15 protein-coding genes and 1 other annotated feature are annotated in these 15,028 nt (G+C 56.0%); of the genes, 2 read left to right on the top strand and 13 right to left on the bottom strand.

The window, feature by feature from the left end; genetic code table 11:
* The first annotated feature begins 283 nt into the window (after positions 1-283).
* The gene (locus tag BHE81_RS22595) at positions 284-1,006 is read left to right on the top strand and encodes a GntR family transcriptional regulator (RefSeq protein ID WP_004210717.1); all 723 of its coding nucleotides are present in this window, start codon (positions 284-286) and stop codon (positions 1,004-1,006) included.
* On the opposite strand, the gene BHE81_RS22600 is transcribed toward BHE81_RS22595, so the two are convergent.
* From BHE81_RS22600 to ibpA, 4 genes are all read right to left on the bottom strand, one after another.
* Positions 998-2,659, bottom strand: a complete 1,662-nt coding sequence (locus BHE81_RS22600; RefSeq protein WP_019705399.1) for a putative transporter — start codon at positions 2,657-2,659, stop codon at positions 998-1,000. The genes BHE81_RS22595 and BHE81_RS22600 overlap by 9 nt on opposite strands.
* A gap of 101 nt (positions 2,660-2,760) precedes the next feature.
* Positions 2,761-3,585 (bottom strand): DNA damage-inducible protein D, encoded by an 825-nt coding sequence (gene dinD / locus BHE81_RS22605; RefSeq protein WP_009308837.1) that lies wholly within the window; start codon positions 3,583-3,585, stop codon positions 2,761-2,763.
* A 136-nt stretch (positions 3,586-3,721) separates the two neighbouring features.
* The gene (gene ibpB, locus BHE81_RS22610; protein ID WP_004145074.1) at positions 3,722-4,150 is read right to left on the bottom strand and encodes a small heat shock chaperone IbpB; all 429 of its coding nucleotides are present in this window, start codon (positions 4,148-4,150) and stop codon (positions 3,722-3,724) included.
* A 116-nt stretch (positions 4,151-4,266) separates the two neighbouring features.
* Positions 4,267-4,680, bottom strand: coding sequence for a small heat shock chaperone IbpA (gene ibpA, locus BHE81_RS22615; RefSeq protein WP_004151523.1), 414 nt, complete (start codon positions 4,678-4,680; stop codon positions 4,267-4,269).
* Positions 4,674-4,749: a sequence feature (ROSE (Repression Of Heat Shock gene Expression) occurs in the 5'-region of heat shock genes and acts as an RNA thermometer to modulate expression.), on the bottom strand. Its footprint overlaps the gene before it by 7 nt.
* 245 nt (positions 4,750-4,994) lie before the next feature.
* Between ibpA and BHE81_RS22620 the strand changes: the two genes are divergently transcribed.
* Positions 4,995-5,327, top strand: a complete 333-nt coding sequence (locus BHE81_RS22620) for a YceK/YidQ family lipoprotein (RefSeq protein WP_004151524.1) — start codon at positions 4,995-4,997, stop codon at positions 5,325-5,327.
* A 1-nt stretch (position 5,328) separates the two neighbouring features.
* On the opposite strand, the gene BHE81_RS22625 is transcribed toward BHE81_RS22620, so the two are convergent.
* From BHE81_RS22625 to yidA, 9 genes are all read right to left on the bottom strand, one after another.
* Positions 5,329-6,555 carry a DUF3748 domain-containing protein gene (locus BHE81_RS22625; RefSeq protein WP_004150284.1) on the bottom strand — a complete coding sequence of 409 codons (1,227 nt, stop codon included), beginning with the start codon at positions 6,553-6,555 and terminating at the stop codon, positions 5,329-5,331.
* Positions 6,556-6,606: 51 nt separating this feature from the next.
* Positions 6,607-7,944, bottom strand: coding sequence for an MFS transporter (locus tag BHE81_RS22630; protein ID WP_021440944.1), 1,338 nt, complete (start codon positions 7,942-7,944; stop codon positions 6,607-6,609).
* Positions 7,945-8,121: 177 nt separating this feature from the next.
* Positions 8,122-9,270, bottom strand: coding sequence for a galactonate dehydratase (dgoD, locus tag BHE81_RS22635; RefSeq protein WP_004150286.1), 1,149 nt, complete (start codon positions 9,268-9,270; stop codon positions 8,122-8,124).
* Entirely contained in the window at positions 9,267-9,884 is a 618-nt protein-coding gene (locus BHE81_RS22640; protein WP_004181595.1) for a 2-dehydro-3-deoxy-6-phosphogalactonate aldolase, read from the bottom strand. Before BHE81_RS22640 ends, dgoD begins: the two co-directional genes overlap by 4 nt.
* Positions 9,868-10,746: a 2-dehydro-3-deoxygalactonokinase gene (locus BHE81_RS22645; protein WP_023301413.1), complete on the bottom strand. Its 879-nt coding sequence runs from the start codon at positions 10,744-10,746 to the stop codon at positions 9,868-9,870. Before BHE81_RS22645 ends, BHE81_RS22640 begins: the two co-directional genes overlap by 17 nt.
* Positions 10,743-11,432 carry a D-galactonate utilization transcriptional regulator DgoR gene (gene dgoR / locus BHE81_RS22650; RefSeq protein ID WP_004145084.1) on the bottom strand — a complete coding sequence of 230 codons (690 nt, stop codon included), beginning with the start codon at positions 11,430-11,432 and terminating at the stop codon, positions 10,743-10,745. The genes BHE81_RS22645 and dgoR overlap by 4 nt, the downstream gene beginning before the upstream one ends.
* A 229-nt stretch (positions 11,433-11,661) precedes the next feature.
* Complete coding sequence (locus BHE81_RS22655; protein ID WP_020802512.1) at positions 11,662-12,795, bottom strand: BamA/TamA family outer membrane protein; 1,134 nt, start codon at positions 12,793-12,795, stop codon at positions 11,662-11,664.
* On the bottom strand, positions 12,792-13,874 hold the full coding sequence (locus tag BHE81_RS22660) for a hypothetical protein (RefSeq protein ID WP_024622908.1): 1,083 nt from the start codon (positions 13,872-13,874) through the stop codon (positions 12,792-12,794). The genes BHE81_RS22655 and BHE81_RS22660 overlap by 4 nt, the downstream gene beginning before the upstream one ends.
* 149 nt (positions 13,875-14,023) lie before the next feature.
* Complete coding sequence (gene yidA / locus BHE81_RS22665; RefSeq protein ID WP_004151530.1) at positions 14,024-14,836, bottom strand: sugar-phosphatase; 813 nt, start codon at positions 14,834-14,836, stop codon at positions 14,024-14,026.
* Positions 14,837-15,028: the final 192 nt, after the last annotated feature.

The raw sequence follows: 15,028 nt of genomic DNA on the forward strand, positions 1-15,028 counted from the left end.
TAACAACTCGTAGGGTGAGTGGCCTTCTTTTTCTTGATTACCGGCCTGACTGGAGAATAAAAATTTGCCCGTCCGACAACATGCCGCGCCGTTGCGATTCGTGATCCCATTCATGGTTTTAATTTGGCCAAAGTTGTCTACTTCGGTAAGAAAAGTTAGACATCGATAAGTCAGGCAGCGAAATTAACTAAATGAACGTGTCTTAATTGATTGTAATTAATCTATTTTTTTAGAAAAAAGAGCACAAAGCGACATCCCCTTTTCCTGCACAAGAGGACTACTGGTGATCTACAAATCCATTGCTGACCGCCTGCGGCTGCGGCTGAATTCCGCCGACTTCGCCATCGGCAGCCCGCTACCAGGAGAGAAAAAACTGGCCGAGGAGTTCGGGGTGGCGCGCATGACTATTCGCAAAGCCATCGATCTGCTGGTGGACTGGGGATTGGTTGTGCGTCGCCACGGCTCGGGAACTTACGTGGCGCGTAAAGACGTCCATCATGAAACCAGCAATCTGACCGGCCTGGCGGAAGTGCTGCGCAAGCAGGGTAAAGAGGTGGTGAGTCAGGTGCTGGCCTTCGAGGTGATGCCCGCCCCGCCGGCCATCGCCAGTCTGCTGCGGATTAAAATTGATGAACGGATCTACTTCTCACGGCGGGGGCGCTACGTCGACGGCAAGCCGCTGATGCTGGAGGATAGCTATATGCCGGTGAAGCTGTTCCGCAACCTGTCGCTGAGTCATCTGGAAGGGTCGAAATTTGATTATATTGAGAAAGAGTGCGGGATCATCATCAGCGGGAACTATGAAACGCTGACGCCGGTGCTGGCGGACAAGCAGTTGGCGCGCTCAATGAACGTCCCGGAGCAGACGCCGCTGCTGCGTATTACCTCCCTTTCCTACAGCGACAGCGGCGAGTTTCTTAACTATTCGGTCATGTTCCGCAACGCCAGCGAGTATCAGGTGGACTATCACCTGCGCCGCGTCCAGGCGCAAAGCCCGCTAGCTTAGCCCCCAGAACAGCACGGCGAGTAGCTGCGGGGTGATAATGCGCAGGAACATCACCAGCGGATAGACGGTGGCGTAAGAGAGCGCCGCTGCGCCGCTGGTGGCGTGCAGGTTGTTGGCGAAGGCCAGCGCCGGCGGGTCAGTCATGGAGCCGGCCAGCATGCCGCACAGCGTCAGATAGTTCATTTTCGCCAGCATGCGCGCGAGGATGCCCACCGTCAGCAGCGGGATGGCGGTGATGAAAATGCCGTAAGCGATCCAGCTCAGACCATCGCCCTGGGTCAGGGTGGCGACAAAGTCACCCCCCGATTTTAGCCCGACCACCGCCAGAAACAGCACTATCCCCAGCTCGCGCAGCGCCAGGTTGGCGCTCGGCGGCATAAACCAGTACAGCTTGCCGATACTGCCGATACGCCCAAGGATCAGCGCCATAATCAGCGGCCCACCGGCCAGTCCCAGCTTCAATGCGGCAGGGAAGCCGGGAATAAACAACGGGATAGATCCCAGCAGTACCCCGAGTCCGATGCCGATAAACACCGGCAGCATCTGGACCTGCTGCAGCTTCTGCTGAGCGTTACCCAGTTCGGCGGCCACGGCGTCAATTGCCTCCGGACGGCCGACCAGGTTGAGGATGTCACCAAACTGCAGGCTGGCGCTGCTGCTGGCTACCAGCTCGACGCCTGCCCGGTTAAGCCGGGAGATCACTACGTCATAGCGCTGTTTGACGTGCAGATCGCGTATTTTCTTCCCCAGCACTTTTTCGTTAGTGACCACCACCCGCTCCACTTTCAGATCGGTGCCGCGCGTCGACAGCGAGGTCGCCACCTCCTGGCCTATCACCAGCTGCGCATTGTGCAAATCCTCAGGTCGCCCCACCAGGTGCAGCAGGTCGCCAGCCTGGATAAGGGTGCCCGGCGCAGGCACCATCAACAGCTCACCGCGTTTCAGCCGCGAACAGACGATGTTGTCGCTATTGAGCATCGGCACATCCTGAATCGCCATCTGGTTGAGGTTGGGGTTTTCCACCCGCACGTTGATGGTGTGTAAATGGGCGTGGCCGTTACCGCTGCTCTCCTCAAACCGCTGGGCCTCTTTCTCGACATTAATGCGGAAGAACAGGCGCACCAGCCACATGGTCAGCAAAATGCCGCAGATGCCGAACGGATACGCCATCGCGTAGCTCATCCCCATCTGATCGACCACCTCGAACGGTACGCCGAGATCGCGCAGAATTTGCTGCCCGGCCCCCAGCGCCGGCGTGTTGGTCACCGCGCCGGAGAAGATACCGAGCACCACCGGGAGAGGAATATTGAACAGCTTATGCAGCACCGCGGTCACCAGGCCGCCGAGGATAACGATAAGGATAGCGAACAGATTGAGCCGCAGGCCTGAGACCCGCAGCGAGGCGAAAAAGCCCGGCCCCACCTGAATACCGATGGTGTAGACAAACAGGATCAAGCCGAATTCCTGAATAAAATGCAGCATCGGGCTGCTGAGGGTGACCCCTGCCTGATCGACAAAGTGGCCGACAATAATCCCGCCAAACAGGACGCCGCCAATGCCAAAGCCGACGCCGCGGATTTTGACATTGCCGATCCACAACCCCACTACCGCCACCAGCGCCAGCACGCTGACCGTCAATGCTATCTCACTCATGGTACCGTCCCTGTGAATAACATTATTATTAACAGGGATTATGACCGCGGCCAGGCGGATTGTATGCTGCCTGGCGCACAATAATCATGGAGTAAGATACGCTACTCAGGCGCGTTCTTATTTTTCGCTGCGATAGTGAGTTGCTGAATACTTTTCTCCGGGGAAGGAAGTGCTTCAGGCATAGTGCCACCCAGGTCTTTAATAGTCTGGCGTACTTTTTGCCCTACGTCATAATGCGTTTTGTTGGCGAGTTGCTTCGAATCAACCGCGTCCCGACGTAGTTTTTCTTCCGTTTGGGTAGCACGAAACAGGTTGGCCGCGAGCTCAGTCGATCCCATATAGTCGAGTATTTTTTGGCTTTTCTTTAGGCCCTTACGCTCATGGATTGCTTTTTGGTCAAGACCACCATAGAGACCTTTATAACCATGGTTTTGAAAGACAGCAAAATCAAGAGTCGTCTCAACACCAGCACGTTGGGCCGTTTCAACCAGATGTTTATTATGCTCTTTGAGCTCATTGCGCAGGAACAGTCGCTTTTCATCCTCTCGTAGAGACTTAAATATTTGATCATCTTGCAATTCCTGGCGCCGGGTTTGCAAGGCAAAGTACGTTTGCCCCGCAGCAATCACCGGTTTCGACGGATCGCCATTTTGCACTACCAGATAGCAGGCGTAGCGTGAGAGGTGGAAATCTTCAAGATTCCTGCTGGCGCCAGAACCTAATTCGACCATTTTGTTGGTTTCAACAAAATGGTCTGCCGAGGGATGACCACTCGCCTCACATGAAATTATCGCTTTTGCAATGACCTTATAAAAATTCCGCCACTCTTTATAGTCAAGCAGGGGACCAAGGTTGCGGGCAGACCAATACTCCCGCCCCGCCTCATCGCTCTTTCTAATCGCTTCAAATGGCTGCTGTTCGTTCATAACGTATCCTTGTTTGAGTGAGTCCCAAAGTATGATTGTTTTTTAAACTGAAACACCCGTTGCAGCAAGGAAGTTTATTGTGCTCTCGCACACAAAAAAGCCCCGAAAATCGGGGCCTTATAAGTTATTCGCTTAATTAACTATTTAATGCCGGTCGTTCGCTGATGGCGATACGCTGCGGGGCGATCTGCTCAGGCTCATTGCGGGTCAGATCGATATGCAGCAGGCCATTGGTGAAGGTCGCGCCAGAGACCTCCATGTTGTCGGCGAGGGTGAAGCTCAGGCTGAAGGCCTGGCTCACCAACCCCTGGTGCAGCCATGTGGTCTCTTTTTCCGGCTGCTGCGGCGTGCCTTTCACCACCAGACGGGTGCCTTCCAGTTGAATATCCAGATCTTCCTGACGGAAACCGGCCAGCGCAAGGGTAATGCGGTAGTGGTTATCGTCGCTTTTTTCGATGTTATAGGGCGGGAAGCTTTGGCTTTCACCGGCGGTTTGCAGGGCGCTGGCCAGTTTGTCAAAACCGATCCATTGACGCAGCAGGGGGGATAAATCGTAGTTACGCATACTGTTTTCTCCTTCTAAGAAGCGAGTGAATACCTGCGAATTCTGTAAATTCGCATCTGCTCCCTGACGGCGAGCAGGTTGTTACATCAGGCCGCCACGCGGCCTGAAACGGACAATTAGTTGATTTCGATGCGGCGCGGCTTGTTCGCTTCCGGGATCACCCGTTCCAGATCGATATACAGCAGGCCGTTCACCAGATTGGCGCCGCGGACGTGAATGTTTTCCGCCAGCTGGAATTTGCGCTCGAAGTTGCGCTCGGCGATCCCCTGATACAGGTAGGTCCGCTCTTTCTGCTCGGCGGCGTGGGCGCCTTTGACGATCAGCAGATTGTCCTGGGCAGTGATCTCCAGCTCGCTTTCAGCAAAGCCAGCCACCGCGATAGCGATGCGATAGTGGTTTTCGTCTACCAGCTCGACGTTATACGGAGGGTAGCCGCCGTTGCTCTGGCTTTGATTGTTTTCCAGCAGGTTGAACAGGCGGTCGAAACCAATGGCTGAACGATATAGCGGGGAAAGATCGAAGTTACGCATAGTAAATAGCTCCTGAAAATCAGCGAGAATCAAATGACCTTCCATCGTGGACAGGCCGCGGTAATCCGGAATACCCCTCAGGCGTATTCTCAGTGGGTTACACCTATAAAATGGGTTTCTCCCCGTGCTTTTCAAGGGATTGAGGGCAATTTTTTTTGCAGTTTATCGATGATTGCTTAGACTGGGTGGAGGAGCACAAAAAGCAAAGTGCGATGCCCGCCACAGTGCGGCGCAATAACACTATGCATTCACGGGATGGCCCGATATAACCGCTGAAAGGTTATCTCAACGCCCGAAACGACAATGGAAGAACAATGAAAAGCAGACGACTGTTAAAGCTGGTCCTGTTCAGCGGGATAATAAGCCTGAGCGGTTGCTCCAGCGTAATGTCACATACCGGTGGCAAAGAGGGAACCTATCCGGGCACGCGATCCAGTGCGCAAACGCTGGGGGACAGCGATACCAACTGGGGTGTGAAATCGCTGGTGGCGCTGGACATGCCGTTCACCGCCGTCATGGATACCCTGCTGCTGCCGTGGGATATGTTCCGCACCGACAGCTCAATCAAATCTCGGGTCGAAAAGAGCGAGAAGGCTACGCTGGCGACCAACTCGGTGATCCCGCCAGCGCCGATGCCTGCCCAGTAAGTTATCGTCCGGTCTGCGTAACCCACAGCTGACGATAACCGTCCACCTCCTCCATCCAGGCAATCTGTTTACCGTCTGGCGAAAAGACGATCGCGTCCGCCGAGGGCGCATGCGCATGCGTATCGGTTAAAAAGGTGATATCTCCCGTACCGGCATGGCAGCAGGCAATCCGATCCTCCAGCGCAAAACCCAGCCACTCTCCCGACGGATGCCAGTTAAACGCCGACTGGATACCCGACGCGTGATGCGTCAACTGCCGCGGCTCGCCCCCCTGCGGGGAAATAAGCCACAGCTGCACTACGCCGGCGTCGTCGCGCATCAGAAAGGCTATCGCCGTCGCCTGGGGATTGGCGCGCACCCAGTGGCGCGGGACGTTAACCAGTCCCGGGTAGCGGCGATGGTGGGTGAAGGTCAAACGACGCTGGCTGACGCCCGCCGGCGGCGCCGGCATTGTGGTTGCGGTACCGGCCAGCGGCGCCCCGCCAGGCTGCTTCCAGCCGGCTTCATCCTGCGGCAGATCGACAATAAACAGCTCAGGCACTTTATCGCCATTTTCCGCCAGCGTATCGCCAATAAACGCCAGAGTATGGTTCCCGACCCAGCCCTCCTCATAGGCGCGATTAATCTCATCGCTGCCCGGCGCGGGTGCCGGCGTCGTGCGGCTTACCAGCACGCACCAGTGGCTGCCGCCATATTCGCGCGGATGCTGTCCCTGCGGCGTCACGGGTCCATAGGGCGCCGCCACGCCGACGTTGCGCAGATCCAGCGCCGGATCGCGCTCGTGCAGCACGTGATCGTTGTAGGTAAAACTGACAAACTGACCGTTGGGGCTATAGACATGGACGTGGCTGCCGCCGCGCAGCGCGCCGGGCGTGTAGGGGGGGGTAATGTCCATGGCGTCCAGATTCTCGACAGCCCCCTGAAAGGCCACCACCCCGCGGCGATGATGAAAATCATACTGCCACTGCGCATCCGGCCGCTCGGGGCCATGAATAAACACATAGCGCTCCTGGGTTGGATGCACGGTTACCACGCCCACGTGCGCGCCCTGCGTGGCACGATAAATGGTCTCCACAGTACCGCTGTTTACGTTCACTCGCTCAATGGTTTCGCCGGTAAACGATGCGCCGGACGGACGAACGTCGAATACCAGCCACTGGCTGTCGGGAGTCCAGGTATTAATATTGGTAAGCTGGTGATGACGGGGAGCAAAAGTGACTTGTTTCATGACGATACCCTGATGCGAGACTTACGCATCAGGGTAGCGTATCGCAAAAAATTAGCCTACACGTTTCACATCGCCGACCAGCAGGATATAAGACAGCGCGCCTATTAACGCCACCACGGAGATATAAACCAGCGCCGGGCCAAAGCCGTAATCCTGCGCCAGATAGCCAATCACCAGCGGGACGGTGATGCCGCCCAGGCCGCCAACAAAGTTAAACACCCCGCCGGTCAGGCCGATCAGGCGCATCGGCGCCAGGGAGGAGACCAGCGACCAGGTGATAGACGCAAAACCGTTACCGAAGAACGCCAGCGCCATCAGCGCCATGATCCAGATGGGGTCGTTGGTGTAGTTTGCCCCCATGATGCAGGTGGAGATCAACAGTCCACAGATGATCGGCGTTTTGCGCGCCACGCCCAGCGAGTAGCCTTTTTTCACCAGCTTATCCGCCAGCCAACCAGACAGCAGGACGCCAAAAAACGCGGCGAGGAAGGGCACCGTGGTCATAAAGCCGGCCTTCAGCGCGGTGATGCCTTTTTCCTGGGTTAAGTAGTTCGGAAACCAGGTCAGGAAGAACCACAGCGTCGAGGTTACCGCGAACTGTCCAAGGTAAACGCCAACCAGCTTGCGGTGAAAAACCAGCTTCCAGTCCGCTTTCGATAACGGTTGCCGCGCCTCTTTCTTCAGCGGCGCATCGCCATCCACCAGGCCGCCGCCGTCGCGGATATAGTCGAGTTCGGCTTTACTGATGCTTTTAGTCAGGCGCGGCGGTTGATAAACCTTGAACCAGATCAGCGACCAGATAATGCCGATACCGCCGGTAACGATAAACACCCAGTGCCAGCTCAATAGCTCCTGGATCCAGATCAGCAGCGGCGTGAGGAAAGCCAGACCCACAAATTGCCCCGAGGTATAAAACCCGACGGCGGAAGCGCGCTCGTGCTCCGGGAACCAGCTGGTCACCATGCGGTTGTTGGTCGGGAAGGCTGGCGCTTCGAAGATCCCGGTGATAGCGCGCAGGCCAATGAGCGACATTAAACCGGTGGCGAAGCCTTGTAGCAACGTCGCCACCGACCAGCCAAATATAGCGATAAAGTAGGTAAGCCGGGATCCCACGCGGTCAAGGAACCAACCGCCAGGGATCTGGCAGAGGGTATACAGCCAGGCAAAGGCGGAAAATACGTAGCCCATTTCCGCTTTGCTAATACCAAACTCCTCCTGAATATGCGCCGAGGCGACGGCGAGGTTGGCGCGGTCAACATAACAAATAACCACGGTAATAAAGATCATGATGAGCGTCAGATAACGGCGACGCCCGGTTTTTACAGCGGTAACTGAAATATCCATCGCAATCTGTCTCCAGATTTTGGGCATAGCGAAGCCGCTCACCATGCCCGGTAATTTACAGAGGGTGTTTTTGTTTTTTATTAATAACTATGTTGCGATGCGCTAAATAATTCGTGCTGGGGAAAGGCGGCAAATTTTCGCATCCCTGGGAGCATACAATAGTATGTGACCAGGGTAAGAAAATGCAGCCAACGCATCACCAGTGCGAAGTATGACGCGCATTTACCATTCGGCGACAGATCCATCCTCATACCGCCACAACGGATTTCGCCAGTCCGGCGCGTTTTTACTTAACTCAATCACGCGGGCCTCATCAATTTCCACGCCCAGCCCCGGCTTCATCAGAGGTTTAAAGAAGCCGCCTTCCATATTGAAATCTTCTTTGTTTTTCACAAAATCAAGCAGTTCGGCGCCTTTGTTGTAATGGATCCCCATGCTCTGCTCCTGGAAGACCGCGTTATGCGAAACGAAATCGACGTGCAGACAGGCTGCCAGCGCGATCGGCCCCAGCGGACAGTGCGGCGCCAGCCCAACGTCATAGGCTTCCGCCATACCGGCAATTTTATAGCATTCGGTAATACCGCCTGCGTGCGACAGATCGGGTTGTAAAATAGCCACCCCGCCCGCTTCCAGGACCCGTTTAAATTCAAAGCGCGAAAACATACGTTCGCCGGCGGCAATGGGAATATGGGTTTGCGCCGCCAGCCGCGGATAATATTCCGCCTGCTCGGCTAATACCGGCTCCTCAATAAATAATGGGCGATATGGCTCCAGCTCTTTAATTAATACCTTAGCCATCGGCGCGCTAACGCGGCCGTGAAAATCGAGACCAAACTCAATTTCATTGCCAAACGCTTCGCGGATTTGCGCCACGGTATTCACCGCGGCATCAACCGCGCGGGAATTATCAATGATACCCATCTCTTCGCAGCCGTTTAATTTAAAGGTGTCAAAACCAATGCCGCGCAGCTTCTTAATCCCGTCAATCACTTCGGCGGGGCGGTCGCCGCCCACCCAGCTATAGGCTTTAATTTTGTCGCGCACCAGCCCGCCCATCAGTTGCCACACCGGGGCATTCAGGACCTTACCTTTAATATCCCATAGCGCCTGATCAATACCGGCGATGGCGCTCATCATAATCGGGCCGCCGCGATAAAAGCCGCCGCGGTACATTACCTGCCACAGGTCATTAATCCGCGCCGGATCCTGACCAATCAGGTAATCGCCAAATTCATGAACGGCTGCCTCCACCGTACGGGCGCGCCCTTCAATCACCGGTTCGCCCCAGCCGACGATGCCTTCATCGGTTTCAATCTTCAGGAACATCCAACGCGGAGGTAAACGGTACGTGGTGATATTGGTTATTTTCATTTCACTGCCTCTCGATACGCTTTTACGAATGCGGCTGCCTGCTGCGCGGTACGTTCAACCGGCTGGCCGGCACGATAGAGATCGCTACCCAATCCTGCCCCAACACAGCCGGCATTAATCCACTGCGCCAGGTTTTCCGGCGTCACGCCGCCAACGGCAAAGACCGGAACCTCGGGCGGAAGCACGGCTTTCAACGCTTTGATGTAATCCGGGCCAAAAGCCGATGACGGGAAGATTTTCAGAGCCTGCGCGCCGGCATCGAGCGCGCTAAAGGCTTCGCTGGCGGTGGCGCAGCCTGGACACACGGTCATGCCGTAACCCACCGCTCGCCGGATCACTTCCGGTTGAATGTTTGGCGTCACAATCAGCCGACAGCCCATGGCCGCCAGCCTGTCGACCTGCTCCGGTTGCAGCACCGTGCCCGCGCCGATAAGCGCCTGCTCGCCGTAAGCGTCGACGACCTGCGGAATACTTTTCTCCCACTGCGGCGAGTTCAGCGGGATTTCGACCGCGTCGAAACCGGCGTCGATAACGGCGCCAACGTGAGCCAGCGCCTCGTCTGGCGTAATACCGCGCAGGATAGCGATAAGTGGAAGGTTAGTTTGCCACTGCATAAGCGATGCTCCTTATTCCTGTCTGAAATGCCGTATCGCCCGCAACCGCGCTGACTTCGCGGCCAATGGCGGCGAATGCCTGCTGATAGCGGGATGTTAACGATGACCCAGCGACGAGACTGATCGCCTGCTGTCCGGCGAATGTGTCGCTGAGGGTGGCAACTTCAGCGCCAATCAGCAGGCCGGAAAGAAATTCGCTAACCTGCTCGCGAGGCAGCGCGCCCAGCACGTGCGAAGCGCGAACTTCAAACAGCTGCGGCAGGACGGCGGGGTTGTTGATACCGCGCTGCAGACCTGCCGCGAATGCGGCAGCGGACGTTTCCTGCGGCGGTAAGCCGGCGCCCACCAGCGAGTGCTGAAGCAACAGATGATGCAATTCACCGGTCAAAACGGTACGAAAATCGTGAATTTGCCGGCGATCGGCCAGTACCCACTTGCAGTGGGTTCCCGGCATCACGTAGACAGACGAAGGGGCTAAGGCGCGAGCGCCCAGCAGCTGCGTTTCTTCCCCACGCATGACGTTATGGTTATCGTCACGGGAAACGCAAAGGCCGGGAATTATCCAGATATTGTCGCCAACGGCAGTTAACTGCTGGCCAATATCCGAGAAAGCGGCAGGAAGCGGCAAATAAGGGGCGATTTTCCAGCCCACGTTGCTGCCGACCATCCCTGCCATCACCACCGGCGTGGCGCCATCGCGCCAGTGCTGTGTGATTTCCGCTAACACCGCAGCGGGAGAGCGACCATTCAGGCGCGTTACGCCTGCTTCAGATTGCCTGCTTTCCAGGCATTCTCCGCCCTGATAAAGCCAGGCGCGTAAATTCGTCGATCCCCAATCTATTGCGATGTAGCGAGCCGTCATGTGATTTCCTTAAGCCTTCGTGTCGAGCTGGCGATCATCGTCAACGCCGCCTGCTCCGCCGCGTCGCTATCCTGATGCCGAATGGCGTCAAATAGCGCTTTATGTTCCTGGAGGGTTTTCGGCATGTTGCCTTCATCGCCCATCCAGGTCCGTTCAAATACCGCCCGCTGCAGCGAACTGATCGCCACGCTAAGCTGCTGCAAAACCGGGTTATGTACTGACTGCAGCACCGCCTCGTGGTAGCGAATATCCGCTTCGTTAAAGGCATCCCGGTTTTGGTTGTTGGCGATCATGTCATTGAGCGCCGACTCGATTTCCGCCAGATCGCTTGAGGTGGCGCGTTCCGCCGCCCAACGGGCAATGGCGGGTTCAACCAGGTTGCGCACTTCACTCATCGCGCTGATAAGACGCGGGTCATAGTCATTTTCCAGTACCCACTGCAGCACCTCGGTGTCGAGGTAGTTCCACTGGTTTCTGGGAGCGACAAACGCGCCGCGATAGCGCTTCATTTCAATCAGCCGCTTCGCCATCAGGGAACGAAACACTTCACGAATGATGTTGCGCGAGGTTTCAAACTCCTCACAGAGTTCCGCTTCGGCCGGAAGCGCCGAACCCGGGACGTATTTACCGCTGACGATCTGTTTGCCCAGCGAGATCACAATGCGATCGGTCTTATTGAGAGTCATGGAGAGTCCTTGTGCTCTATGTGTACTGCTCTACTTTACCGTCGCTGCTGAATTTCGCCTCATGTTTGTACTACTAACGTGATGCTGTACGTTATCAACATGAGCGTAATGTAGTACAACATTATTGTGTTGTACTACAATTTGGATCACAAAAAGAACAATTCATGAAAATTAAAGCGCAGCGGCCCTGGCAAGAGGCGATAAGAGAGAAAATTAAGGGGAGGAGGCGTTAAAACGCTTCGCCGACCTGGAAGTAAAAGCCGCTGCTGCCTTTGCCGATACCGTAGTCGAGGCGAACATTAACGCGAGGTTTGAATTCAAAGCGGTAGCCAACGCCCGCCGAAGGCAGCCAGCGGCCATTATTCAGCGACGACAGTGAGGGCCCCATGGTTCCCGCCCCGGCCCAGGCGACAATCCCGTGCCGCCAGGTGAGCTGCCGGCGATATTCCAGCTGACCGCTGACGACGTTTTTATCCCGGTAGCGCCCCTGGTAGTAGCCGCGCATCCGTTCATCGCTGCCGAGCAGCGGCATCATGCTCCACGGTACCTCGCCCTGGGTGAAGGCGCCATCGGCCTCCCAGGCGAGCACGCTTTTCTCGCTCAGGGCATGATAATGGCTATAGTGCAGCTGAAATTCCTCAAAGCGGGTATCGCTACCTAATCCGGGCGCATAGTGGGTATAGCGGAGGTTGGCATACTGACCCCGGCGCGGGTTAGGGACAAAGTCGCGATCGTCCCAGTTGATATCGATGCTGGCGCCGGAGCTGAATACCGACGGCCCCTGCGGAGTGTTTTCTATCTTCGGCCGATCGTCATGGTCCATCTCATCGGCATTCTGCGCCGCCAGCGACCATCCCGCCCCGAGATAAACATGATCGATAAGCTGCCGATAAAGGGTGGGTCGCAGGGTCAGTACCTGGGCGGTATACTTCTCTTTTTCATTGTCTTTATCCCCGGCATGAAAACCCTGCCCCCAATAATAAGTGGGCGTATTGGCTATCGACCCGTCGACAAAAACGCGCCACAGATCACGATCGAAAAAGGTGTAGTTTTTCACGCTGAGGCCAAAGGCGCCGGTAGAGCTGGCGTAGCCGCTGAGCGTCAGGGTCGAGTTCTGGCTGGTGGTATCCTGCGGGTCGGGACGATACAGGCCGACGACAGCGGTGCCAATGCCCAACCCTAGTTCCGGCGTATAGAACGGACCGGGCATCACGCCCCAGTCGATGCCTTTGCTGGCGTCGAACTTATCGCTGGCGCCGAGATGCTGCAGCCAGCCGTCGATTTTCTCGCGGCTGAGCGCCTCGGCCTGGCTGCCTGTCGGGCAGGCCATCAGCAGCAGAAAAGTGATAAACAGTCGGCTCAAAAGCGATACTCGCCGGCAATAAAGAAACTGTTACGTTCGGCAAAGCCAAACTCGGTAGTAATATTAAAATTCTGCGTCAGCTCGTATTGCGCGCCCACCAGAACGTTCCATGGCGACTGCAGATGCTGCTTCACATCGAAGCGACCGTTATTGTCCTGGTTGGCCAGATTAACCATATTCTGCAGCATCGGCGACGGCATCGAGAGATCGCTGAGGCTGCCTTTAAACTCCTGCTGCACATCCTGATACATGCTGCCAACCCACAGATTTAGCTTTCCGGCGGGGAGATGCAGCGCATCGACCGATGGCGTACTGAAACGATAGCCAACGCGCGGCGAAAAGGTAAGCGCATCGATGCTGCCGTCGAGGATATCAAAGCGCGTTTGCGTGTAGTTGGCGTCCAGCACGGTAAACCAATTGCCGACGCCGCCCACCAGGGTGGTGCCCATCCCGTAGGTAGTACCTTTAAAATCGAGACGAAAGTCGAGATCCTGCATCCCCGGCAGGGGCACCACTTTACCGTTCGGTCCCTTCAGGCCGACAGCTATCTGCGAAATTGAATGCCCTTCGGTGTGCCCCACCAGGCCATAAACGTTCATAAACGGCAGCAGCCAGGCATCCAGCTTGAGCGTCTCGGTTTTGCTGCTTTCCCGCGTATGACCAACGCCAATCTGGAAAGCGTTATCCAGCGAGACCGGCCCATTAGCGAAAATGTTCTTCACGGCGTGCTTGCAGACAGGATCCTTACCGCAATCGATATTGCGGCCATCCAGCGACAGCCCGGTGAAGTTAATGCTGTCGACATTAATATTCTGCCGCATATCCATATAGTTAATGCTGACGCCAAACGGCAGCGGCAGGACGTAGCCGCGCTTTCTGGCCTCATCGCCTAGCAAAGGGAGTAGCGAGGACGATGCTGCGGCCGCAGGTTGGCGACTTTCTGGCGCCGGCAGATCCGCGGGTTCTGCGCCGTGATAGGCATACGCCGGTTCGAGCGGCGCCGTTGGTTCCGCGGCCGCGCAAATCTGAACAGAGGCGAATGGCAGCGTAACCAACATCAAACGGTGGTATATATTCATGAAAAGTATGATGTTAGTTCTGAGTTGCTAAAAAGAGGGCGGGTAGCTTATAGAATCCCCTGCAAGGATTGAGGGATTTAAATGCGGATTAACATCTGTTCATGAAAAAAGAGAAGACAGACCCGGCGAACGCCGGGCCGGAAAGAAGTTTACGCTAAAACGTATTTTTCAATGGCGAAGGCAACGCCATCTTCAAGGTTCGATTTGGTGATGAAGTTCGCCGCTTCTTTGACCGCAGGAATGGCGTTATCCATTGCCACGCCGACGCCGGCAAATTCAATCATCGCGATATCATTTTCCTGATCGCCAATCGCCATAATCTCTTCCGGCTTGATGCCCAGCGCATCGGCCAGCGACTTCACGCCAGTGCCTTTATTGACGCGTTTATCCAATATTTCGAGGAAGTAAGGCGCACTTTTCAGCACGGTGTACTTCTCTTTCACTTCCGCCGGAATACGGGCGATGGCCTGGTCGAGGATTGCCGGCTCATCAATCATCATCACTTTCAGCAGCTGGATCTCAGGATCCATTTTCTCCGCTTCGCAGAACACCAGCGGAATGGTTGCCACATAGGATTCGTGGACGGTGTAGTAGCTGATATCGCGGTTCGCGGTATACAGCGTATTGCGATCCAGCGCATGGAAGTGGGAGCCGACCTCGCGGGAGAGCTGCTCAAGGAAGCGATAGTCGTCATAGCTCAGCGCGGTTTGCGCGACGGTGCTTCCGTCACCAGCCTTCTGCACCAGCGCGCCATTGTAGGTAATGCAGTAATCACCCGGCTGCTCCATATGCAGCTCTTTCAAATAGCTGTGGACGCCAGCGTAAGGGCGACCGGTGGTCAGCACCACGTTAACACCGCGCTCGCGCGCCGCGGCGATGGCGGCTTTCACCGCTGGAGAGATGGTATGGTCGGGCAGCAGCAGCGTGCCGTCCATATCGATTGCAATCAGTTTAATAGCCATAGGGTCCCCGGGTAAGATGAGTCTCCCCTCATGCTAACGCGATTCCGCTCAAAAAACAGTAAAAGTGTCGGCCAGAAAGGGGGATGGAACCGCAGCAGCGGATTCCCCTTTTAGCGGCAAAAGAAAAGCCCGATCGCGCGATGCGACCGGGCTTATACATCCTGTTGCCCCGGTAAAACTCGTTACCGGGAA

The organism is Klebsiella sp. AqSCr, assembly GCF_008452795.1.
Classification (GTDB): domain Bacteria; phylum Pseudomonadota; class Gammaproteobacteria; order Enterobacterales; family Enterobacteriaceae; genus Klebsiella; species Klebsiella pneumoniae.